This is a genomic window from Pseudolactococcus yaeyamensis (assembly GCF_054658615.1).
Map to the genome: position 1 here is coordinate 1 of NZ_BAAGGP010000001.1, position 24,031 is coordinate 24,031.

At 42.7% G+C, this 24,031-nt stretch carries 24 protein-coding genes; 20 read left to right on the forward strand and 4 right to left on the reverse strand.

Annotated features, from left to right (window positions below):
• A partial coding sequence (locus ACYQ21_RS00005) for a hypothetical protein (RefSeq protein WP_460053887.1) occupies window positions 1-1,214 on the forward strand: 1,214 nt, incomplete at its 5' end.
• Between the two features lie 455 nt (window positions 1,215-1,669).
• Entirely contained in the window at window positions 1,670-2,605 is a 936-nt protein-coding gene (locus ACYQ21_RS00010; protein WP_460053889.1) for a D-2-hydroxyacid dehydrogenase, read from the forward strand.
• A gap of 250 nt (window positions 2,606-2,855) precedes the next feature.
• Here ACYQ21_RS00010 and lysS read toward each other — a convergent pair whose 3' ends face one another.
• Window positions 2,856-4,343: a lysine--tRNA ligase gene (gene lysS, locus ACYQ21_RS00015; RefSeq protein ID WP_460053890.1), complete on the reverse strand. Its 1,488-nt coding sequence runs from the start codon at window positions 4,341-4,343 to the stop codon at window positions 2,856-2,858.
• 150 nt (window positions 4,344-4,493) lie between these two features.
• Window positions 4,494-5,414, reverse strand: a complete 921-nt coding sequence (locus tag ACYQ21_RS00020; protein WP_460054053.1) for an alpha/beta hydrolase — start codon at window positions 5,412-5,414, stop codon at window positions 4,494-4,496.
• 234 nt (window positions 5,415-5,648) lie between these two features.
• On the opposite strand from ACYQ21_RS00020, the gene ACYQ21_RS00025 reads away from it, so the two are divergent.
• The 12 genes from ACYQ21_RS00025 to folP all read left to right on the forward strand — a co-directional run bounded on the left by ACYQ21_RS00025 (window position 5,649) and on the right by folP (window position 18,218).
• Window positions 5,649-6,857: an argininosuccinate synthase gene (locus ACYQ21_RS00025; protein WP_460053891.1), complete on the forward strand. Its 1,209-nt coding sequence runs from the start codon at window positions 5,649-5,651 to the stop codon at window positions 6,855-6,857.
• A 430-nt stretch (window positions 6,858-7,287) separates the two neighbouring features.
• Window positions 7,288-8,706: an argininosuccinate lyase gene (gene argH / locus ACYQ21_RS00030; protein WP_460053893.1), complete on the forward strand. Its 1,419-nt coding sequence runs from the start codon at window positions 7,288-7,290 to the stop codon at window positions 8,704-8,706.
• Between the two features lie 85 nt (window positions 8,707-8,791).
• Window positions 8,792-9,580 carry a pyruvate formate-lyase-activating protein gene (pflA, locus tag ACYQ21_RS00035; protein ID WP_460053894.1) on the forward strand — a complete coding sequence of 263 codons (789 nt, stop codon included), beginning with the start codon at window positions 8,792-8,794 and terminating at the stop codon, window positions 9,578-9,580.
• Window positions 9,581-9,729: 149 nt separating this feature from the next.
• On the forward strand, window positions 9,730-10,668 hold the full coding sequence (fmt, locus tag ACYQ21_RS00040; protein ID WP_460053896.1) for a methionyl-tRNA formyltransferase: 939 nt from the start codon (window positions 9,730-9,732) through the stop codon (window positions 10,666-10,668).
• Window positions 10,661-11,974, forward strand: a complete 1,314-nt coding sequence (gene rsmB, locus ACYQ21_RS00045; RefSeq protein WP_460053897.1) for a 16S rRNA (cytosine(967)-C(5))-methyltransferase RsmB — start codon at window positions 10,661-10,663, stop codon at window positions 11,972-11,974. The genes fmt and rsmB overlap by 8 nt, the downstream gene beginning before the upstream one ends.
• 131 nt (window positions 11,975-12,105) lie before the next feature.
• Window positions 12,106-12,852 carry a Stp1/IreP family PP2C-type Ser/Thr phosphatase gene (locus ACYQ21_RS00050; RefSeq protein WP_460053899.1) on the forward strand — a complete coding sequence of 249 codons (747 nt, stop codon included), beginning with the start codon at window positions 12,106-12,108 and terminating at the stop codon, window positions 12,850-12,852.
• Window position 12,853: 1 nt separating this feature from the next.
• Entirely contained in the window at window positions 12,854-14,773 is a 1,920-nt protein-coding gene (pknB, locus tag ACYQ21_RS00055; protein ID WP_460053901.1) for a Stk1 family PASTA domain-containing Ser/Thr kinase, read from the forward strand.
• 137 nt (window positions 14,774-14,910) lie between these two features.
• Window positions 14,911-15,180, forward strand: a complete 270-nt coding sequence (rpsO, locus tag ACYQ21_RS00060) for a 30S ribosomal protein S15 (RefSeq protein WP_460053903.1) — start codon at window positions 14,911-14,913, stop codon at window positions 15,178-15,180.
• A 172-nt stretch (window positions 15,181-15,352) separates the two neighbouring features.
• A complete protein-coding gene (folB, locus tag ACYQ21_RS00065; RefSeq protein ID WP_460054056.1) occupies window positions 15,353-15,691 on the forward strand; it encodes a dihydroneopterin aldolase in 339 nt (112 codons plus the stop codon).
• Window positions 15,684-16,184, forward strand: a complete 501-nt coding sequence (gene folK / locus ACYQ21_RS00070; protein ID WP_460053904.1) for a 2-amino-4-hydroxy-6-hydroxymethyldihydropteridine diphosphokinase — start codon at window positions 15,684-15,686, stop codon at window positions 16,182-16,184. The genes folB and folK overlap by 8 nt, the downstream gene beginning before the upstream one ends.
• Window positions 16,185-16,218: 34 nt before the next feature.
• Window positions 16,219-16,794, forward strand: a complete 576-nt coding sequence (folE, locus tag ACYQ21_RS00075) for a GTP cyclohydrolase I FolE (protein WP_460053907.1) — start codon at window positions 16,219-16,221, stop codon at window positions 16,792-16,794.
• Window positions 16,791-18,218 carry a dihydropteroate synthase gene (gene folP / locus ACYQ21_RS00080; protein WP_460053908.1) on the forward strand — a complete coding sequence of 476 codons (1,428 nt, stop codon included), beginning with the start codon at window positions 16,791-16,793 and terminating at the stop codon, window positions 18,216-18,218. The genes folE and folP overlap by 4 nt, the downstream gene beginning before the upstream one ends.
• Window positions 18,219-18,348: 130 nt before the next feature.
• Here folP and ACYQ21_RS00085 read toward each other — a convergent pair whose 3' ends face one another.
• Window positions 18,349-19,080, reverse strand: a complete 732-nt coding sequence (locus ACYQ21_RS00085) for a 3-oxoacyl-ACP reductase (protein ID WP_460053910.1) — start codon at window positions 19,078-19,080, stop codon at window positions 18,349-18,351.
• A 122-nt stretch (window positions 19,081-19,202) separates the two neighbouring features.
• Complete coding sequence (locus tag ACYQ21_RS00090; protein WP_460053911.1) at window positions 19,203-19,442, reverse strand: DUF2829 domain-containing protein; 240 nt, start codon at window positions 19,440-19,442, stop codon at window positions 19,203-19,205.
• A gap of 131 nt (window positions 19,443-19,573) precedes the next feature.
• Between ACYQ21_RS00090 and spxA the strand changes: the two genes are divergently transcribed.
• The 6 genes from spxA (at window position 19,574) to tig (ending at window position 23,980) form a co-directional block, all read left to right on the forward strand.
• Window positions 19,574-19,969, forward strand: coding sequence for a transcriptional regulator SpxA (gene spxA, locus ACYQ21_RS00095; RefSeq protein WP_460053914.1), 396 nt, complete (start codon window positions 19,574-19,576; stop codon window positions 19,967-19,969).
• A 3-nt stretch (window positions 19,970-19,972) separates the two neighbouring features.
• Window positions 19,973-20,257 carry a UPF0223 family protein gene (locus tag ACYQ21_RS00100; protein ID WP_094785423.1) on the forward strand — a complete coding sequence of 95 codons (285 nt, stop codon included), beginning with the start codon at window positions 19,973-19,975 and terminating at the stop codon, window positions 20,255-20,257.
• Window positions 20,226-20,993 (forward strand): inositol monophosphatase family protein, encoded by a 768-nt coding sequence (locus ACYQ21_RS00105; protein ID WP_460053916.1) that lies wholly within the window; start codon window positions 20,226-20,228, stop codon window positions 20,991-20,993. Before ACYQ21_RS00100 ends, ACYQ21_RS00105 begins: the two co-directional genes overlap by 32 nt.
• Window positions 20,994-21,109: 116 nt before the next feature.
• Window positions 21,110-22,393, forward strand: a complete 1,284-nt coding sequence (murA, locus tag ACYQ21_RS00110) for a UDP-N-acetylglucosamine 1-carboxyvinyltransferase (RefSeq protein WP_460053917.1) — start codon at window positions 21,110-21,112, stop codon at window positions 22,391-22,393.
• Window positions 22,386-22,574, forward strand: coding sequence for a DNA-directed RNA polymerase subunit beta (locus tag ACYQ21_RS00115; protein ID WP_460053919.1), 189 nt, complete (start codon window positions 22,386-22,388; stop codon window positions 22,572-22,574). Before murA ends, ACYQ21_RS00115 begins: the two co-directional genes overlap by 8 nt.
• Window positions 22,575-22,696: 122 nt before the next feature.
• Complete coding sequence (gene tig, locus ACYQ21_RS00120; protein WP_460053920.1) at window positions 22,697-23,980, forward strand: trigger factor; 1,284 nt, start codon at window positions 22,697-22,699, stop codon at window positions 23,978-23,980.
• The last annotated feature ends 51 nt before the right edge of the window (window positions 23,981-24,031 follow it).

The window sequence follows — 24,031 nt, forward strand, 5'->3', positions numbered from 1 at the left end:
TCGGTGATGGCTCAAGTCAATCCATCATCGATCCAGCAGTTGTCAATGCCTCAGCTGATGCAAAAGACAAGCATCAAAATATCACAAATGGCGAAGATGACTATACAACTCAACTTTTTGATAGTGGTGATGTAAGCTTGCCTGACTATGCAAATCAGCGTAGCTATCCGAGCCTTGTGACCGACTACCCAGCAGGTGGTGGGATTGAAACAGGCAAAGACCTCAAAGACTATATCAGATGGACTTTTGGCCCTGATGTGGTCATGCTTGGTGACTTTGATCCAGATACAGCGACTCAACCTCAATGGGTCATTGAGCCCAAAACAGGTTATGTCTATTGGTCAGAAGCCCTTGCGCCCGGTCAAAAAACGACTGATTTCTTGGATAGTTTGACCTTAACACAAGTCCCTAACAATGTCTCGCTTTACTATGCCATTCATACCAATCTTGAAGCGGTAGACTATAATGACATTGACGCCATGGATGGTCGGGGCGGTATTCCTAGTAAAATTATTGATGCATGGAAAAAAGTACCCGGTGTAAAAGTGCCTGATACAAAACCCGGTACTGAGTTCGAGTTTGCGGGTAGCCAGTGGCGGATTTTGGATACTGATATGAATGATAATTCATCAGACGGTTTACAAGCTCTTGTCATCAAGGTTGAATCTATTGGAGATAGTCAATTTATCTCTGATTCCAATAGAACAACTTACTTTAGTTCAGCTGGTACGAATGGCTATGAAGATAGTGCTGCTGGTGGTCTTAAACAGATAATTAATGCGTGGTATACGACTACTATCGCAAATAATCCTACTTTAGAAGTCGTGGTTCAAAAAGTTGACTTGAACAACCCATCTTTGGCTGAATTTAATGCCACAAATAATTTAAGTTGGACATATGATTCAGGTGGCTGGTCTGATTTCTATCAAGATACCGACTTTGCGACGACTCTAGATGCGTCAGGTCGCAAACAAGCCTTTGCCTTGAGTTATGGAGATATTCATGGCCATATGGCAGTACCAGAAGCAGAAAACAAAACGCCCCTATTATATTTCTCTAGTAATGGGAATAACAGTTTTTGGCTTCGCTCGGCCGGCAGCCTCTCTACTACTGCGGCCATTGCCGGCGGTGGTGGGGGGCGTTTCGATGGCAACGAATATGTGATCGACTATCCCATACGTGTCCATCCTGCTTTGTCTCTCTTAATTCAATAATCGGTTATCAGCTATAGCGATAGCCATGGTCATAGGAGTGTTGCAACATTTGAGTGCTCTTCATCGCTTTTGGATTTCAGCAAGTGTGCTAAAAATTGCCTTTGGTTACGCTTGCAAAGTGCAAGCTATAAGGGTGCAGCTTTTGTTTTCGAGACAGCTTTCTAGGGTAATCAAAGCGTGAGCGGTATCTATCCTGTCCATCCAGCATTAGCTATCGTGATCAAATAATATCTCTATCGTTATTTATAAGTGATTTAAGTACACGATTTCCGTGTGCTTTTTATTTCTGATACTATTCTCTAACTGTCAAAATAGGTTGTGTTTTTAAAAAACTAGGTGGAAATTTCAAGGACACCTGAAAATGGAGAGATTATGGTAGAATATGGTAAGAATAGATAAAGCCTTTGAGCGGATATCAGTTCACGAAGTGAAATCGCAGAAAGGAAGTGCTTGAAATGATTGCAATGATGCGTGAAATGTCAAAGGAGAAGCAACAGCATTATGAGACCTTATTTTCAGAGGAGCTTTTAAGTGTGGATAAGCAGCTATCGAAAGCTTATCCAGAAGTTGACATTTTAATTTCAGAACCGAATGTGACACCGGAGTTTTTGGCCCATTTCCCTAACCTCAAATTGATTTTCACCCTGTCAGCAGGGGTCAATAAAATGCCTTTTGAGTATTTGAAAGCCAATCAAATTATTTTGACGAATAGTCGTGGTCTTCACGCAGAGCATATGTCAGAGCACGCTTTAGCGATGATTTTAGCGCAGACACGCCAGATTAATTTAGCTGTCAAAAATCAAGTACAGCACCATTGGGCGCATAATGAGGGGAAGTTTACGACAGTCCATGGCAAGACCTTGTGTGTGGTTGGTGCAGGAGCGATTGGCAATGCACTAGCTCGAAAGGCTATTGCGATGGGGATGCAGGTGACAGGTGTTTCGCGAACGGGTAGGCAACAGGAAAATTATCAAACCATGTATCCAACAGACAAACTCATCGAGGCGGTAGCAACAGCAGACATTGTTGTCTTATTGCTACCTTTGACACCTGAAACCTACCATTTATTTGACAACCGTATTTTTTCGGCGATAAAAAAAGGCAGTGCATTGATTAATCTATCACGTGGTGGAACGGTTGACGAAACAGCGCTAATCGCTGCGCTGACTAATGGACAAGTTGGCTTTGCAGGCCTGGATGTTTTTAAAGATGAGCCATTGGGTAGCGAATCAGTTTTTTGGGATATGCCAAATGTACTGATTACGCCACATGTCGCAGGCGATATTTCAGATTATCTTGACCGTGCTTTGACCATATTTACGGCCGTCTTAACGGATTTCAGAAATGGTACAGCGGTCAGAAATCGTGTGGATTTGGATCTGGGCTATTAGATGAAGCCGATTAAAACGAAGTTGGGACAAAAGTCCTCTAAAAAAATAGGCTATGAACGATTTCCGATGTTAATCGAAAATGTTCATAGCCTATTTTGTGTGAAATTGGTATTCTTTTGTCAAAACAATACGAAATTAGCAAGAAAAGCGCTGCTACCATTGAAAAAGTCAAGAATCTGTGAAAAGTCGAAAGTTAGCATCATTTTAGTCTATCTATTTTTGAAGCCTTTTGTCCCAGTCTCTTTTAATATTATTTCATTGTTGGGAATAATAGAACATCGCGGATAGATTGGGCACCTGTTAAGAGCATGACCAAACGGTCAATCCCGATACCAAGTCCACCAGTTGGAGGCATACCGTATTCTAATGATTCAACGAAGTCGTAGTCAACGCCTGTCGCTTCGTCATCACCGTTTGCCGCATCGCTCGCTTGTTTTTCAAAGCGTTCGAGCTGGTCAATCGGGTCATTCAACTCTGTAAAGGCATTACCAAACTCACGACCGACGATAAAGAGTTCGAAACGGTCAGTGAAGCGGCCGTCCTCTGGATTCTTCTTAGCCAGAGGTGAGATGTCTACCGGATGTCCGTAGACGAATGTCGGTTGGATCAAGGTTGCTTCGACATATTTCTCGAAAAATTCATTAACGATGTGACCCCAGCGGAAATGTGGTTCAACCCGGATGTCGTGTGCTTCAGCGACTTTAACCGCTTCGTCGAAATCACGGATGTCAAAGAAGTTGACGCCTGTTTTTTCATTGATGGCATCAACCATGTGGATGCGTTTGAAGCTGTCTGCGAGGTTGATTGTTTGCTCATCGTATTCGACAAGGTCTTTACCAACAGCAGCTTTGGCAACGTGCTGGATGAGGCCTTCTGTCAAGTCCATGACATCAGTGTAGTCGGTATAAGCGGTATACACTTCAAGCATGGTAAATTCAGGATTATGCGTCGTGTCCATGCCTTCGTTACGGAAAACACGGCCGATTTCGTAGACTTTTTCCATGCCACCGACGATGAGGCGTTTGAGATGGAGCTCAAGCGCGATACGAAGCACCATGTCGATATCTTGCGCATTATGGTGGGTGATGAAAGGTTTTGCTGCAGCGCCACCAGCTTCGTTATGAAGGACAGGTGTTTCAACTTCAAGATAGTCTTGGCTATCAAGATAGCGACGAACTTCTGAGATGATTTTGCTACGTGTGACGAAGCGCTCGAAGCTTTCGCGGTTAGAAATCAAATCCAGATAGCGTTTGCGATATTTGGTTTCAGTATCTGTCAAGCCATGATATTTTTCTGGCAATGGTCGTAGGGATTTAGAGAGGAAAGTAATTTTATCAGCTTTAATTGATAATTCGCCCATGTCTGTCCGCATGACTTCACCTTCGATACCGTAGAAGTCGCCGAGGTCAGCGTGTTTGAAAATATCGTAGGCTTCGTCACCAACGTTATCCTTGCGGACATAGATTTGGATTTGACCTTCACGGTCTTGGATGTGGGCGAAAGCGACTTTACCTTTACCACGTTTGGTCATCATCCGACCAGCAATTGTTGTGCGTTCAGCCAATTCATGCAAGTCTTCTTTAGATTTATCAGTGTATTTGGCATTAAGAGTTGCCGAGTTGGCATCACGCTCAAAACGCTTACCAAATGGGTCAAGTCCAGCTTCCCGAAGTGTTTCTAATTTCTCGCGGCGGACTAGCATTTGGTCGTTTAATGCTACTGTATTGTCATCAGTCATTGTTTTCTCCCATTAAAATTTCATTGCTCTTATTTTATCACATTATAGTAGATTTGTGTAGCTAGTGGGCGAAACAACACTATTTTTAATCATAAAAAAATAGATAGCGTCTAGCACCCCATCTATCTTTACTGTTTTACTGCGTTCAGCTTAGTATTTTGCCAAAAAGGCAGCGACCTTGGCATAATAGCCAGCCTTATCGGTCTCGAGGGACTTAGCGTGTTTGGCCCCCCTGACGATAAATTTTTCACGTGGCCCTTTCGTTGTGGCGTAATTTTGATAAACCATTGCTGTCGGTACAAAATCATCTGCATCGCCATGGATGAAGAGGATAGGCAGTTTGTTATGGGCGAGTGATTTGACAGAGCTTGCATCCGCCTCGCCATAGGCAAAGCCAGCGCGGATTTTCGAGAGCGCCGACACCTCATAGAGTAGCGGGAAGGCAGGCAGGTTGTACATATCCTTGGCTTGGAAAGTCAACTCTTCCCAGACAGAGCTGTAACCGCAGTCCTCGATGACGTTGACCACGTTTTTAGGCAAATCTTGACCCGACGCCATCATCACGGTGGCTGCGCCCATAGAAAGGCCAAAGTAGGTAATCTCAGACTTAGGGTTCGTCTTGATGAGTTGATTTGTCCACTTGATGAGGTCATGTTTGTCGGTTACCCCATAGCCAATCAAGGTGCCTTCAGATGCGCCATGGGCACGGTTGTCGGGCATAAGCACGTTATAGCCAAGTTTATGGAAAAGCATACCATAAGCTGCCATTTGTTCCTTGCTACCATTGAAACCATGCACGACGATGACAGTGTTATCGGTTTTATTTTCAGCTGGGACATACCAAGCCTTGAGAGATAAACCATCGTTTTTTAGGGACAAGTTTTCCTTGTCTAATTTGAGAAAATCTTTCTCATCCTGATAAACAGGAGAAGACTTAGGCGTTGCAGCGTGACTGATGAAAGTTTTATTCCCACGAACCTGCGCCACATGGAAGAAGTAAAAGCTAGCACCGATTGAAGCGATGGCTAGGAAAGCGATGATACCTGCGATTATTTTAAAAAGTGTTTTCATTTTTATCATTGTTATATTATAACAAAAAATGGTGGATTGGTCTTGTTTTTGGGCTGGGATTTGGGGCATGCAAGGCTTGATTTATTAATAAAAATAATGAAAATTGCTCAATTCGGGCGATTTTTTAGTTAAAAACGATAAAAATGCAAAAATATACAAAAAACTACTTGACAAATGTATTTTTATTCAGTAAACTGTATATATAGTCAAAATAAGAAAATTGAGGATTGATACATGTCAAAAGAAAAAATTGTACTCGCCTATTCAGGTGGTTTAGATACGTCAGTTGCCATCAAATGGCTCGTTGACGAAGGCTATGATGTTGTCGCAGCTTGTTTGGATGTTGGCGAAGGCAAAGATCTTGATTTCATCAAAGAAAAAGCATTGACAGTTGGTGCTAGCGAGTCTTACGTTATCAATGCAAAAGAAGATTTCACTCATAACTATGTTGGTTACGCCATCAAAGGTAACCTCATGTATGAGCAAAAATATCCACTCGTTTCAGCGCTTTCTCGCCCATTGATCTCAAAAGCCTTGGTTGAAGTGGCGCGTGAAACAGGGGCAGCTGGCATCGCTCACGGCTGTACAGGTAAAGGAAATGACCAAGTTCGTTTTGAAGTGGCCATTCATTCACTTGCCCCTGACTTGAAAGTGTTAGCGCCCGTTCGGGAATGGAAATGGTCACGTGAAGCTGAAATTGAATATGCTAAGAACAATGGTATCCCTGTACCCGCAGACCTTGATAATCCGTATTCTATTGACATGAACCTCTGGGGACGTGCGATCGAAGCAGGAATTCTCGAGAATCCTTGGAACGAATGTCCAGAAGATGCTTTCTTCATGACAACCTCTATCGAAAATGCACCAGATGAAGCTGAATTTATCGAATTGACTTTTGAAAAAGGCATTCCAGTCGCTTTAAATGGTCAGAAATTACCCTTGTACCAACTCATCAATGACGTTAATATCATTGCCGGCAAACACGGCATCGGTCGGATTGACCACGTAGAAAATCGTCTGGTTGGGATTAAATCACGTGAAATCTACGAATGTCCAGGGGCGACGGTTATTCTGAAAGCGCATAAAGACATTGAAGATATTACCTTTGTTCGTGAAGTATCGCATTTCAAACCTGTTATCGAAAATGAACTCTCAAACACGATTTACAATGGTCTTTGGTTCAATCCAGCGACAGATGCGCTCAAAGCCTACATCGATAGCACACAAGAAGTTGTCAATGGGACAGTGAAAGTGAAACTCTATAAAGGCAATGCCATCTGTATCGGTCGTAAATCACCTAACTCACTTTACGATGAAAACTTGGCAACTTATACATCAGCTGATGAATTTGACCAAGATGCAGCGGTTGGCTTCATCAAACTTTGGGGACTACCATCACAAGTCAATGCTCAAGTTTGGGATAAACTCGACAAAGAAAAATAAGCCAGTCATCAAATAAACCAAGTCAGAGAATTGGATTTGAGACATTAAAAACCAATAAGTGTTACAGAGATGGCGCTTGATCAGGTTAAAAAATTCCGTGAGATTTCACCATATACTTTAAATAGAGATTAATAGTAATCAGAGAGTTACAATTTCGCTTAAAAGCGCTAGACTAGGCGCTTTTTTGATATAATGAACTAACCACAATAAATCAAGTTGCTAAATCTAATGACAGTGGTTAAAAAGGTGATTCACTACCGATTTCGTATTCTTTTGGTAAAACAATACGAAATCGGTAAGAAAAACCGATGATTTACTACCAAATTGGTATTCTTTTGGCAAAACAATACGAAAATGGTAAAAACACCATAATTAAAATCACTAAAAATCAGCTGATTAACAGCGACCAACTAAACTAAGGGAGAACAACATGACGAAACTATGGGGCGGTAGATTTGAAGAAGGCCTAGATAAAAAAACAGAAGCTTTTGGGGCATCGATAACTTTTGATCAAAAAATGGCACGTCAAGACCTAAAAGGTAGTCTTGCGCATGTGACGATGCTTGCCTCAACAGGTATTTTAACAGCTGAGGAAGCTGAACAAATCAAGGCAGGCATTCAAAAAGTCGAAGCGAAATACGAAGCAGGCGAGATCGAATTTAAAATTGAAAACGAAGATATTCACATGAATATGGAAACTTATCTGCATGCAGAAATCGGACCAGTCGCAGGTAAACTTCACACGGCACGCTCACGTAATGACCAAGTCGCAACGGATATGCATCTATGGATGAAAGATACCTTATCAGAAACCATGGATAAATTGCAAAACTTGCGTGACGTTATTGTGACATTGGCGTCAGAGCATGTTGAGACAATTATGCCGGGTTATACACACTTGCAGCATGCGCAGCCGATTTCATTCGGTCATCATCTCATGGCCTATTATAGTATGTTAACACGCGATTTTGAGCGTTTTGAGTTTAATATGAAACACGCTGATATTTCGCCGCTAGGAGCGGCGGCACTTGCTGGGACGACTTTCCCTATTGACCGGAAAGAAACGGCGGCACTCATGGGCTTTAGCGACGTTTATGTGAACTCGATGGATGCAGTGAGTGATCGTGATTTCATCCTAGAATTTCTCAGCAATGCTAGCATTCTCATGATGCACCTGTCGCGTTTTTGCGAGGAGCTGATCCTTTGGTGTAGCAATGAGTTTCAGTTTGTAACCTTGTCGGATGCTTTTTCAACGGGGTCGTCGATCATGCCGCAGAAGAAAAATCCGGATATGGCTGAGCTGATTCGCGGCAAGTCTGGCCGGGTTTATGGCAATCTCTTTGGCTTGCTCACGGTCATGAAATCTCTGCCTTTGGCCTATAACAAGGACTTGCAGGAAGATAAGGAAGGGATGTTTGACACGGCCGACACGATTTTGACCAGTCTGGATGTTATGGCGGGGATGCTGTCGACACTATCGGTCAATGAAACCGTCATGGCTGAGTCAACTGAAAAAGACTTCTCAAACGCCACAGAACTTGCTGACTACCTAGCTGCTAAAGGACTGCCTTTCCGTCAAGCTCATGAAATCGTCGGGGAAATGGTGCTAGAATGTACGAAGGCGGGGTATTACTTGCAAGATGTGCCATTGACACGCTACCAAGAAGTATCGTCCTTAATCGACTCAGACATCTATGAGACTTTGAAGTCTCGGACTGCTGTTCAACGCCGTAATTCCTATGGTGGCACAGGCTTTGAACAAGTCAAGATGCAAATTGCTTTGGCTCAGGATGCCTTAAATCAAGCAGCTTCTAACAACAGGCTGAGCCAGTCAGTTTCAGCCGAATAAATCAGAAAATAAGTGTATCAGTTGTCAACCCTTTCAAAATAACGTAAAATGGTAGTGTAGCTATTGGACTAACTTGAAAGTGGTGATGATAATGGAAAACATAGGAAATGTGACAGGGCTTGTCCATTCGACTGAAAGTTTTGGTAGTGTTGATGGGCCGGGCGTTCGCTTTGTCATTTTTATGCAAGGCTGTAAGATGCGTTGTAAGTTTTGCCACAATCCAGACACATGGGCGATGACCAACAGCAAGGCAAAAGAGCGGACGGTTGATGACCTCCTCGCAGAAGCGATGAAATTCAAGTCTTTCTGGGGCAGTCGTGGTGGGATTACGGTCTCTGGTGGCGAAGCCATGTTACAAATGGATTTTGTAACAGCTCTGTTTACGAAAGCGAAATCGCTAGGTATTCACTGCACACTAGATACCTGTGGTCAACCCTTTTCAACGAAACCTGAAACATTAATGAAAGTGGATAAATTGCTTGCCGTGACAGACCTAGTCCTGCTTGATATTAAAGAGATTAATGAGATTCGGCATCATGATTTGACAGGTCATCAAAATGACAATATCATCGCTTTTTCACGCTATTTATCAGACAAAGCGATTCCAGTCTGGATTCGCCATGTCTTAGTACCGGGGGAGACAGACTTTGATGAAGATTTACAGGCACTAGGCGATTATGTCAAGACATTGTCAAATGTTCAAAAATTTGAAGTTTTGCCTTATCATACGATGGGGGAATTCAAGTGGAAAGAGTTAGGCTGGGATTATCCACTGACGGGTGTCAAACCGCCAAGTAGCGAACGTGTGGCCAATGCCAATTCACACCTACAGACAGAAAATTATCAAAAATATCGGGAGCGCGTGAATAGCTAACGATTATCGGTCAGCTCAAAATACCTAAGATCGAAGCAGAGAATGCTTCGATTTTTTAGGTGTGTTATTCCTGAATTAGTCTCCATAAGCAAAGCATGATATAATGAAGTTAGACACTTTTTAAATTTAACCACAGAAAGACAGAATCAATGACAAAAATAATTTTCATGGGCACCCCAGCCTTTTCAGTACCAGTGCTTGACGGTCTTGTCGAAAATGGTTATGACGTTCTAGCTGTTGTCACACAACCAGATCGTGCGGTTGGGCGCAAAAAAGAAATTAAGATGACACCAGTCAAAGAAGTGGCGCTCCGTCACAATTTACCGGTTTATCAGCCTGAAAAAATTTCAGGGTCTGATGAAATGGCGGAGCTGATGACATTGGGTGCAGACATCATCGTAACGGCTGCATTTGGTCAGTTTTTACCAGAGCGTTTGCTCAAGTCAGTCAAGCATGCGGTTAATGTTCATGCTAGTCTCTTGCCTAGGTATCGCGGTGGCGCACCCGTTCACTATGCCATCATCAAAGGCGATGCTGAAGCGGGTGTGACAATCATGGAAATGGTCAAAAAAATGGATGCAGGTGATATGATTTCGCAGCGTGCCATTCCGATTACTGATGCTGATAATGTTGGCACGATGTTTGAAAAACTCAGTCTTGTTGGTCGAGACCTTTTATTGGATACTTTACCAGATTATCTGGCAGGCACTATCACGCCACAGCCACAAGATGAAACGCAAGTGACTTTTTCGCCTAATATCACACCTGAGGATGAACGGATTGATTGGCAACTGTCTGCGCATGAAATTTTTAATCAAGTGCGTGGGATGTCCCCGTGGCCAGTCGCACATACGATTTGGCAAGGGACGCGTTTTAAACTTCATGAAGTCGCATTGGCTGAATCTAATGGTGCTGAGGGTATCCCAGGTCAAGTCATCGAGAAAACGAAAAAAAATTTGGTCATCGCCACAAAAGAAGGGGCAATTAGCCTAACGATGGTACAACCAGCAGGTAAGCCTAAAATGTCTATCCAAGATTTTCTAAATGGGTTAGGAAAAACTATCAATATCGGAGATCAATTTGAGTAATAATCCGCGCCGGGTGGCGCTTTCTGTCATTAATGACGTGCTAAATAACGATGCTTATGCCAATATCGCGCTGAATGAAAAAATCAAGTCTGAAAATTTAACTGAGCTGGATAAGAAGTTGGTAACGCAGCTTGTTTATGGCACGATTTCAAAAAAAATCACGCTGGATTGGTATACCAAACCTTATGTCAAGAAGACGAAGAAATGGGTCAAAAACCTACTTGCCATGACGATTTATCAGATCATATATATGGATCGGATACCGATATCGGCTGCGGTTGATGAAGCGGTTAAAATCGCAAAAAAACAAGGGGATCAGCGGTTGTCTGGCTTTGTCAATGGGGTACTCCGTAATTTTACACGGGCTGAGTTACGGTCATTTGACGAGATTTCGGACTCAACGGAAAAATTAGGTATTCAGTATTCGATGCCAGCTGATTTGACGCAAAAATTTGTCAAGCAGTTTGGGTTTGAAAAAACGCTCAAAATTTTCAAGAGTTTGGAAGAGCCGAGTCATGCAAGTCTGCGTGTGAATACAACCTTAACAGATGTCGAGACTGAGTTTGCTAAATTATCGCAAGCATTTGATGTTGAAAAATCAGAACTTTCTCCGACGGGGATTGTCGCGAAATCCGGTCATTTTGCAGATTTACTTGATTTTAATGATGGCTTGATTACGATACAAGATGAATCCAGCCAATTAGTCGCATTGGCATTGGATGCGCAACCGTCAGATAAGATTCTCGATGCCTGTGCAGCACCCGGTGGCAAGACTGTCCATATCGCGGAATATTTGTCAGTGCAAGGTCATATCGAAGCCCTAGACTTGTACGATCATAAACTGCGTTTGATTCAACAAAATGCTGTGCGCCTCCATCAAGCAGACAAAATTAGCTTGACCAAACTGGATGCACGTCAAAGTTTTGAAAAATTTGGCGCAGAACGTTTTGATAAAATTTTAGTCGATGCGCCGTGTTCAGGGCTTGGGTTAGTTCGTCGCAAACCCGATATTAAATACCGAAAAGACACGACTGATTTTGAAAATTTACAGAAAGTTCAGCTTGAAATCCTAGAAAATACTTGCAAAACCCTTGTTAATAGTGGTATCATAGTGTATAGTACATGTACTATTTTCGACGAAGAAAATTTCCAAGTCATTGAAAAATTTTTGGCTAAGCATCCTGAATTTGAGCAAGTGCCTTTGACACATGAGAAAGCCGATATCGTTAAAAATGGCTGCCTCATGATTACGCCAGATGCTTATCATACGGATGGTTTCTTTATCGCAAAATTGTGCAAAAAATAAGGTGTATGAGGTTTAAGGCAATCCCCTTTGGGGAAGAAGTAGTAAGTCGACATGCACCTAATCTCAAATGAAATTGTGTAAAAATGACAGTGATTGAAGCCGTTGTTTTTATAGCTTGAATGAGGACTCAGATGAAGTACAGTATTTTGTCAGACGTTGGGCAAAAACGCGCGAATAATCAGGATTATGCCGACACTTTTGAAAATCACCAGGGTGAGCGGATTTTTCTGCTTGCAGATGGCATGGGTGGTCATAAGGCCGGGAATGTTGCCAGTAAATTGACAGTTGAAGATTTAGGTAAAGCTTGGGCAACAACTGATTTTACAAATGACAGCCATTCTGATGAGATTGAAGCATGGCTGCGTACTCAAATCCGTGCTGAAAATGAGAATATCTCAAACCTTGGGAAATTAGATGATTACAAGGGGATGGGGACAACGCTTGAAGCGGTCGTCGTTCAAAAACATCAAATCATCAGTGCCCATGTTGGAGACTCTCGGACACAAGTGATTAAAAATGGTAAATTGATTCGAATTACACGTGATCATTCTCTCGTCCAAGAGTTGGTAGATGCGGGGCAAATCACAGCAGATGAAGCTGAAAAACACCCGAATAAGAATATTATCACGCGTTCTTTGGGTCAACCGACAGATGTTGAGGTTGATACTTTGACATTAGAAATTGATGCGGATGATATGATTATCATGAGTTCTGACGGTTTGACGAATATGGTACCAGCCGAAGTAATCATTGAAACGGTTGATAATAATCAAGATGTGACCAGTCAAGCGCAAGCCTTAGTTAGCCTTGCCAATACCAATGGTGGTCTGGATAATATCACAGTTATTTTAGTCAAATTTGATAAAGGAGATCTGTAAGATGATACAAATTGAAAAAATCTATGCAGATCGGTATCGTGTAATCAAAGAAATTGGTCGGGGTGGGATGGCCAATGTTTATTTGGCAGAAGATACGTATCTGGACAACCGTCAGGTTGCGATTAAAATTCTACGCTCAAACTTTGAAAATGATGGTCTAGCGATTGCCCGTTTTCAACGTGAAGCTTATGCCATGGCAGAACTAAATCACCCTAATATCGTAGGTATTTCAGATGTCGGTGATGCAGATGAGCAGCAATACATCGTTATGGAATATATTGACGGTTTGACACTGAAACAGTATATCAATGAACATGCACCGCTTGCTAATGAAGAAGCGATTAGAATCGGTGATGAAATTTTAGCTGCTATGGCTTTGGCGCATACTAGTGGGATTATTCATCGCGATTTGAAACCGCAGAATATTCTCATCACAAAAGACGGTACCGCTAAGGTAACTGACTTCGGGATTGCTAAGGCGCTATCTGAAACGTCACTAACGCAGACCAACTCGATGTTTGGGTCTGTGCATTATCTCAGTCCTGAGCAAGCTCGTGGTGGTAATGCAACCCCTCAGAGCGATCTCTATGCGATTGGGATTATCATTTATGAGATGTTGACAGGGGCGATTCCTTTCGATGGCGATAGTGCTGTGACCATTGCCCTCAAACATTTTCAGGAAAATCTGCCGAGCATTATTAATCAAAATAAAAACGTGCCACAAGCTCTGGAAAATGTTGTGATTAAGGCAACGGCTAAAAAATTATCGGCTCGTTATGCCAATGTGATGGATATGCGTCGTGATTTGAATCTTGCCTTGAGTTTGGAACATGCCCATGATTCAAAACTGATTTTCGCTGAAGATGCCGATGAGACAAAAATTTTGCCTAAAATGCTAATACCAGATAATGGGAATACAGATAAATTGGTCACGCAAGTGACGCAAGATACGGCAAATCATGGCACGACAGGTGGTGTTGAACCACTTGTTGGCACAAGTAAGAAGAAGCGTGTCCCCAAAGGTTTGCTGATTGGTGGTGTTGTAGCACTTGTTTTAGTATTTGCGGTTGCAGCGCTGATTTGGACGACACCTAAGGAAGTGAAAGTGCCTGATGTGAGCGGTATGACGGTTGCACAAGCTAAAACGGTTCTTGAAAATAGCAAGCTAAAGGTTGGTCGTGAGATTGAAGAGGTCAGCGATTTGGATGAAGGCAAAGTAACACGGACGAATCCAGAAGCCAAGACGGTCAAAAAAGAGGGTGCAAGCATCACGCTTTATGTTTCAAAAGGTGGCAATGTCATCAAACTGACCAACTATGTTGGTTGGGAGGTTGATAGAGCCATTGATGATTTGATTTTTAAGTATAATGTGGATAAAAGCCGAATCAAGAAAGAATCAGTCAAGTCGGATAGTATTGATGCCGGCAAGATTATCAAGCAAACGCCTAAAAACGGTACTTTGTTTGATTTAGATGGAACAGATGACATCGTCTTCCAAGTTTCTGAAGGTAATCAAGCGGTAATGCCGACTTATATGACGAATGGTCTGAGCAATAAGACAGTGGCAACGCTCAAAGCTGAACTTCAAAATATGGGTGTGCCAGAGGCCAATATTACAGTTGAATACACGAAAACGACTGATCAAGATGCAGATGGCTATGTGATTGGTTCAACCCCTGCACAAGGCAATACGTTCAAAATCAAAGAGACTAAGATTGTCTTGACGGTGCTGCAATTTGATTCTGCAACGGCGAGTAAAGAGGCATCTGAGTCGGAATCTAAATCCAAGTCAGAAAGTGAAGCCAGTGCTTCTGCTTCTAAATCGTTTGAAGAGTCAAAAGCTAAAAGTGAAGCAGATGGTAAAGCCTCGCAACCGTCAAGCTCGACACCTATCAATTCAACGACATCTAGTCCACAATGAGTTGACAGAGCTGAAAAAAAACTGTATAATAGATAAAGTACCAACTGCTTCTGAGCTTGGCGAACGCCAAACGTTTGGCACGGAAACAGCAATAAGAAAACTTGAGCCTTAGCTCAATATAAAAAAGGAGAAACACAATGGCAATCTCAAAAGAGAAAAAAACTGAAATCATCAAGCAATATGCGCGTACTGAAGGCGACACTGGTTCACCAGAAGTTCAAATCGCTATTTTGACTTGGGAAATTAACCACCTTAACGAACATATTCAAAATCATAAAAAAGACCACGCAACTTACCGTGGTTTGATGAAAAAAATCGGTCACCGTCGTAACTTGTTGGCGTACTTGCGTCAAAAAGATATTCCACGTTACCGCGAATTAATCTCATCACTTGGTCTTCGTCGTTAATCATCAGAGAAATCCTAATTTGCTTGGGATTTTTTTGTTGCCAAGATATCCTGACGATGAAAGCAGCCTGAAAATATGATAAAATAGTATTAATTGAAACAAAAATGGGGCAGCAATCATCTTTGCTAATTCCTCAAAAGGAGTAATCGTGGGTCAAATTCAAATTACAAATATGCGTTTTTACACACACAATGGCGTTTTTGCAGAAGAAAAGACGCTTGGTCAGCAGATTTCAGTTGGTGTGACCGTCGATTATGACATTGAGCATCAAGTCAAGGATGATGACCTCGCCACGACGATTTCTTATGCGGATGTGTACGACATCATCCGAGACTATGTCACACAGCATGATTTTAACCTCATGGAGTCGGTCGCCAATGGGGCCTTAAACGCTTTACTGACTGCTTTTCCGATGGCAGATAAAATTCGGCTCTCAGTCAAAAAATATTCAGTGCCAATTGTTGGGGTCTTTGATGACATTATCATCACTGTGGAGGGAAGTCATGCCTAAGGTTTACTTGAGCATCGGCACAAATCTTGGGGATAGGCACGCTAATTTACAGGCAGCTGTTGACAAATTAACCAAGCTATATCACGTACTAGGTGTTTCTAAAATTTACGAAACACAGCCGGTCGGTGAGGTGGTTCAGGACGATTTCTATAACATCGCACTAGCCTTAGAAGTGCCCGAGACTTTAAAGCCTGAGACTTTGTTAACACAGACTCAACAAATTGAAAAAGACATGAAACGGGTCAAGACCATTCACTGGGGACCGCGGACGATTGACTTGGATATTTTGCTGTTTGGTGATGTCAAACTGGTGAGCGAAGCACTCACCATTCCGCATACTGAAATGGCCAACCGTCGCTTTGTCTTGCAGCCCTTGCTGGAAGTGGCTGAGCGTATTTTTGATGTGGCAGTTATGAAACAGACGCAGGCGTTATTAGATACGACCGCTGACCGAAATTGGGTTCAGGCAACGATATATGACATTACCTACTAGCCTAAACTAATGGCTTAGATTTAGAAAGTAACTCATGAAAAAATTTTCTCAGGAACATCAAGAAATTCTTGAAACAAATACAAAAAATCTACTGCAAACGATTGGGGACGATCCCAACCGAGATGGCTTACTCGAAACACCTAAGCGGGTGGCTAAAGCCTATGCCGAAATCTTTTCGGCAACTGGTGAGACGCAGTTTGATAATTATAAACTCTTTCCGACAGACCAAGACTCAGATATGGTCGTGGTCGCAGATATTCCTTTTTATGCCATGTGCGAGCACCATTTGTTGCCGTTTTTTGGGACGGTAACCGTTGGCTATGTGCCCGATGGCGAAATTATTGGTTTGAGTAAAATTCCAAGATTAGTGGATTGGGCAGCGCGTAGACCGAGCGTTCAGGAAAATCTAACCGCCTTGATTTGCTCAGAAATGCAGCGCATTGTGCATCCTAAAGGTGTCGCTGTTCACGTGCAGTCTCGTCATATGTGTATGGAAATGCGGGGGATTAATCGGCCAGGGACTTTTACAACGACTAGCCTTTATAAAGGCCTCTTGAAAACAGATACCTTTTTACGTCAAGAATTTATGATGAAAGTGAGTGGCAAATGACCTTACCCCATCGAATTGTTTTTGCGTCAAATAATTCAGCTAAAACCGCTGATGTTGCCAAGTTTTTTAAGCTCTATGGCATTGAGTTAGTCAATTATCGTGAACTTATGCCTGCGCAGAATTTTCCGCCAGAAACAACAGATGACCAAGCCTTGAATGCACGTATTAAAGCTCAGTTTATCCACGAGTTTCTACCTGAAGAATACGTCCTCGCAGACGACTCAGGCATGTTTTTGCGTGCCTTTCCAGAGCGTTTTGGTTTAACGACTGCTCGAGAATTCAAGGCCTTGGGCCTTGATACGGTTGAAGCGGAAAATCAGTACATGATAGATTTATATCGTGCAGTTGATGAACGCTCAGCTCATATGGCGGCGATTTTCATTTTGATAATGCCTGAGCATGAGGTCATAACTGTTGAAGGACACGGAGGTGTGGCGATTTCGCCAGAAAGTCGCGGGCAGTTTGGTAAGGGGCTAGATACGATTTTCCTAACTGAAACAGGCAAAACGATTGCCGAGTTGACGACTGTTGAGCAGCTCAATTACCATCATCGTGGGCGTGCCACCAAACGCTTACTTGCCAAATTACAGGGCAAAGACATCATTTGGCAAGCCAATGGTCATGACTTGACACAAGAGACCGGCATTATTTATGGTGTCTTGAACGTCAGTCCAGAGTCTTTCTATAATGGCGAGCGTGTTGGGGGCGTTGCCGTCTCATTGGCACAGGCAACACAACAGTTGGCTGATGGTGCGGATGTGATTGAGGTTGGGGGTCAAACGACACGACCCGGCTTTGTCCCATTGTCACCTGAAGCCGAGATTGCGCGGATTGTGCCAGTCATTCAAGGCATTAAAAAAGCGCACCCCTATGCTGTGGTAGCTGTCGATACGTATAAGTATGAAGTCATGGTCGCAGCGATAGAGGCTGGTGCTGATATTATCAATGATGTCAACGGCTTTACAGATGACCCAAGGAAACTGTCGCTCATGGCAACAACGGCTGTTGGGTTACTCACCATGTTTAACCCGAGGGATAATGACCTATCACCAGATATCGCATCAGACATGATTGCTTGGTTTACAGAGAATTTGGCAAGCCTTGAATCAGCTGGTATTCAGCGTGAACGCATTGCGCTAGATCCGGGTGTGGGCTATTCGAAAAACTCTGATGTTTATCAAGATTTAGCCATGATGCGGGCAGTTGGACGCTTAAAAGTTTTCAATCGGCCGATTATGACAGCAGTCTCTAATAAAGGCTGGGCAAAATTCTTATTTGATTTGCCAAAAGATGAGAGAGCCGATTTATCGCTAGTTGCAGCGACAGAGATGTACCGTCTAGGCGCTAAAGTCCTACGGGTTCACGATGTCAAATCCGCCCGTCAAATGACAAGTTTTGTTGAGCTATTAAAAAACGCGCATTAAGCCTAATCTGGCTTGATATGCGTTTTTATTGAAATAGATTAGCACCACCACCAACTAGCAGCAGTTTTAAGCTGTGTATATAATTTTGAAACCAAGGTTTGAATTTCTTCTTTCGTACGGTTCTCCATAGCTATTTCAGCGTCCAACCGCCATCTATTTTAACGATTTCACCATGCATGTAACTCGCCTTACCAGAAGCTAGAAAGGCCGTCAGGTCAGCAATTTCAGAAGGCTGTGCCCAACGCCCAATCGGTGTTTCGTTTGCCACCCAATCCGCCATTTGACCATTATCAGCTTCAAAATCTTGTCGTGTCATGTCAGTCTGAACGGCACCGGGTGCAATGCCGAAAATTTGCACGCCTGTCCGTGCATAATCGAGTGCCAGTTGCTTGGTGAAGCCAGCCAAGGCATGTTTACTCGTCGTATAAGCAGCACCACCGCCGCCAGCGACAAAGCTGGCAATTGAACACATGGTGATGATAGTACCCGATTTTTGGGCAACCATTTCTGGTAAAAAGTGGCGCGTGAGTTTGATGACTGGACTGAGATTGTTCGCTAAGACTTGATTGAAGTCATTATCAGATGTTTCGAGTAAAGGCTTGTAGTCGTCCAAAATACCAGCGGTGTGGCAAATCACATCAAAGATTTTCGGGAGGGGTGTGAGTAAATCAGTCAAGTCACCAGCTAAATCAGCCTGATAAAAGAAAAAGTTAGGGTGACTGAGTGCGAGTGGTGTTTGTTTGTCAATGCCATAGACTTGGTCGCCGCCATCTAAAAAGAGTCTGGCCTGAGCCAAACCAATACCAGAGGCGCAGCCAGTAACAAGAATTTTTCGGGGTGTGTGCTGTACAATTTGGGACATGTCAGATACCTCATCTGAAATTAGATATAAAAAACACCTCATATATATCGGTAGCAGCATTATCGCTTGTTAAAGCGTTACTAGAGGTGTTGGCTTGTACACGGTAGCGTGAACAGAGGAACTCAGTCAACAATTTGCCAGTCATTGGCTAGAACATCACACGGTGTTGGACTCCACATAGAATAGCCTTCGCCCTCACCGGAAACATTAATCAAAAAATAAGGTGTGACCTCTAGTTTCTGACCATCTGCTAGTTGGATCGTATCAAAGAGTTTGACGAAATTTTCAGCGCCACCCCAGCCTTGTGTTCGAACGGCTTTACCACCGTTTTTGAGAATAGGTAATATTTGTTCAAAATTCATGTCTACATTATACCAAATTTTTGGTATAATGTAGACACTACTAACTTATAATATTAGTGATAGATGCACTCAAGCACAAAATCAAAACAGATTTTAGACTTGACCGAGTAGATGAGTGAAGTGAGATGATTATGATTAATTTATATTTGTCACCTAGTTGTACGTCTTGTCGTAAGGCGCGTGCGTGGCTTGACAGTTACGGGGTGGCCTATGAAGAACACAATATATTAACGCAACCGATGACATCTGATGATTTGAAAGCCATTTTGTCTAAAACCGAAAATGGGACAGAAGATATCATTTCAACCCGAAGTAAGGTCTTTCAAAAATTAAATATTGATGTCGATGATTTGACCATCAATCAGCTCCTGACCCTTATTTCGGAGCATCCTAGTTTGCTCCGTAGACCCATTATTATGGACGATAAGCGAATGCAAATTGGTTTTAACGAAGATGAAATTCGTGCTTTTTTACCGCGCTCTTATCGCCAAGCAGAGTTAAGAGATGTCATGAGTTCAGGAGCCTAACAGATGTCAGCCAATAACAGCTATCAATATCCTTTAGATTTGACTTGGACAGGTGAGGAAATGGCTGCAGTCATTTCTTTTTTCAATCAAGTTGAGGCTTTTTACGAAACAAAAGTGTCACGTGAGGCATTTTTAGCAGCTTATCGCCAATTTAAACAAGTCGTGCCATCTAAAATGGCGGAAAAGCAACTGGATCGTGAGTTTGAAAAAGCTTCAGGTTATTCAAGCTATCGTGCCCTTCAGGAGGTGACCAAAAGTGAGCGCCAATTTGTTAAATACCAAGCTTGAGTTTGCAAAAAACGCTGTTAAACAAGCAGGGAGCTTTATCAGACAACATCTGTCAGATGACCTTGAAATTTCTGAAAAAACGCATTTCGATGATTTGGTGACCAATCTCGACCGAGAAGTCCAAGATCAGATTTTGACGCAAATTCAGACGACATTTCCCCAAGACCATATTTTAGCAGAAGAAAATGACGTGCGACATGAGATTACGGACGGTAATGTCTGGGTGTTGGATCCGATCGATGGGACGACGAATTTCATCGTTCAAAGGGATAATTTTGCGGTCATGCTGGCTTACTATGAGGCGGGTGTCGGCAAAATCGGTGTTATTCTGGATGTCATGAAGGACAATCTTTACTGGGGCGATGGCACAAGCGCTTATAAAAATGCCGCGCAGCTTCACCTGACGGCCAAACCTTTGCGCCAGAGTCTCATAGGCGTGAATACCTATATGTATCGCACTAATGCGGGTGGCTTATTAGATTTGAGCCATGAAAGTTTGGGCGTGCGGGCGATTGGTAGCGCTGGAATTGAGTATGTCAACATCTTAGAAGGCAAAATCTGGGGATATTTCAGCAGCTTATCACCTTGGGATTATGCGGCGGGGGCGGTCTTGATTGCACCGTTTGGCTATATCACGCAACAGATTGATGGTAGTCCGCTTGATTTTGAAGGCCGTCAGATGATGATGTCCGTGCCGAGCAATCAGCTCGATATAGTCAAGGCTTATTTTAAATAAATGTCTGTGGTAAAACGTTAGGATAGCCTAGCGTTTTTTGACTTTGTCTATATTTTAAACACGAAGAAAAGAAATATGATATAATTTTATATAAGATAAAATGTGAAAGTGAAATGATGGATAAAATAATAGTAAATGGTGGTCACACGCGATTAAGAGGTGAAATTGAAATTGAAGGGGCTAAAAATGCGGTTTTGCCGCTTTTAGCTGCGACAATCCTACCTTCTGAAGGGGAAACGGTGCTCCATAATGTGCCGATTCTGAGTGACGTCTACACGATGAATGCCGTGGTCAAACATCTTAATATCCCGCTGGTTTTCGACGAAAATGAGAAACGTGTCGTGACGCAGGCAGCGACAGCTATCGAGATTGAAGCGCCTTATGAGTATGTCAGTCAAATGCGTGCGTCTATCGTTGTACTAGGCCCGATTCTTGCTCGGAATGGTCATGCCCGCATCTCCATGCCCGGCGGTTGTACCATTGGTTCACGCCCGATTGATTTGCACATTCGTGGTTTGCAAGCCATGGGTGCAGAAATCACGCAAAACGGTGGCTTTATTGAGGCGAAAGCGGAAGAACTTCATGGCGCGCATTTTTATATGGACTTTCCGTCAGTCGGTGCAACACAAAATCTGATGATGGCAGCCACCCTTGCCGAGGGTACCATGATTTTGGAAAACGCTGCGCGTGAACCAGAAATCGTTGACCTCGCCAATTTATTGAATAAAATGGGGGCAGATGTTAAAGGTGCGGGGACTGACACGATTATCATTAAAGGTGTTCAGAAAATGCACGGTGCACAGCATAGTGTGGTTCAGGATCGAATCGAAGCAGGGACTTTTATGGTTGCTGCAGCCATTACCCAAGGTAATGTTTTGATTTTGGATGCTGTCCGTGAACATAATCGCCCATTGCTTTCTAAACTTTCAGAAATGGGAGTTGACATCATCCAAGAAGAAGATGGGATTCGGGTTATCGGTCCTGAAAAATTGAGACCTGTAACGGTTAAGACCTTGCCGCATCCGGGTTTTCCAACGGATATGCAAGCCCAAATGACAGTGGCTCAGACTCTCGCTGAGGGTGAGTCGATTATGATCGAAACAGTCTTTGAAAATCGGTTTCAACATCTCGAAGAAATGCGTCGGATGGGACTTTTTGTCGATATTTCGAGAAATACAGCCTTGATTCAAGGTGGGGGCAACCTATCAGGTGCTGAAGTGCGTTCGACAGATTTGCGTGCGAGTGCGGCACTCATCTTATTAGGCATGGTAGCTGAAGGTACGACAACAGTTGGCAATTTGCAACATTTAGACCGTGGCTATTATCAATTTCATGAAAAATTAGCGAGTTTAGGCGCGGACATTAAACGGATTAATGATAAGGAGTATGCCGATGTTTAAACGAACTTTTAAGTTTTTAGGGTTGCGTATTTCATTGATTTTACTGGTCGTCATTTTGGTGATTTTGGCGATTGTTTTGGGGCTCATGTTAGGTTATGGTGGTATGGGAGGGAAAAATCCAACCGATATTTTCAAACCAAGCGTGTGGCATGACTTTATCGCTAAATTGAGCGGGAAATAAAAGAAAATAACAAAAACGTCTAAAAATAGCGAATGACGGGGGTTTTTCTTGATTTTTAAGCGCGATTATGCTAGAATGAACAAGTTGAAATAAAATAGATTATAAATTTAGGAGAAATACAAATGACTGCAAGTTTTGAAAAAACTGGTGTAAATAACGGGACTCTGACGTTCACAATTGGTCAAGACATGATCGCAAAAGGCCTTGACACAGCATTTAACAAAGTTAAAAAGAACCTTAACGTACCTGGTTTCCGTAAGGGTAAAGTGTCACGTACTGTTTTCAATAAAATGTACGGCGAAGAAGCACTTTACGAAGAAGCGTTGAACGCTGTTTTGCCTGAAAGCTATGAAGCAGCTGTTGCTGAAAGTGGTATTGATCCAGTTGCTCAACCAAAAATTGATATCAAATCAATGAACAAAGGTGAAGACTGGGAAATCACAGCTGATGTTATCGTTAAACCTGAAGTGAAACTTGGTGACTACAAAAACCTTGAAGTCTCAGTAGACGTTAAAAAAGATGTAACAGATGCTGATGTTGATGCTAAAATCGAAGCAGCTCAAAAAAATCTTGCTGAATTAGTGATTAAAGAAGATGTTGCTGAAAACGGTGATACTGTTGTCATTGACTTCGAAGGTAAAGTTGATGGTGTTGCTTTTGATGGCGGCACTGCACAAAACCACAGCCTTGAATTAGGGTCAGGTTCTTTCATCCCCGGTTATGAAGAACAATTAGTCGGTCATAAAGCTGGCGAAACGGTTGAAGTAACGGTTACTTTCCCAGAAGATTATCAAGCTGAAGATTTGGCTGGTAAAGAAGCTGTCTTCACAACAACTATCCATGAAGTGAAAGCAAAAGAAGTGCCTGAATTGGACGATGAATTAGCAAAAGATATCGACGAAGAAGTTGAAACTTTGGCTGAACTCAAAGCAAAATACAAAGCACAATTAACTGAAGAAAAAGAAACGCAATACACCGACGCTGTTGAAACGGCTGCGATTGAAGCTGCTGTTGCTAACGCTGAAATCGTTGAATTGCCAAGTGAAATGGTTCACGATGAAGTTCACCGTGCCATGAACGAATTCCTTGGCAACATGCAACAACAAGGTATCTCAGCTGACATGTACTACCAATTAACTGGGACATCAGAAGAACAACTTCACGCGCAATTTGAAGGCGATGCTGACAAACGCGTTCGTACAAACTTGGTCATCGAGGCTGTTGCAGCTGCAGAAAACTTCGAAACAACACAAGATGAAATCGACACCGAAGTTGCTGAATTGGCTGAAACTTACAACATGCCTAAAGAGCAAGTTGAAAAACTCTTGCCAGCTGACATGCTCAAACATGACATCGCAGCTAAAAAAGCAGTTGAAGTGATTACATCTACTGCAGTTGTGAAATAAGACTCTAAACAAGAAAAAAGCAAACAACTTGCTTTTTTTCTTGTTTTTTTA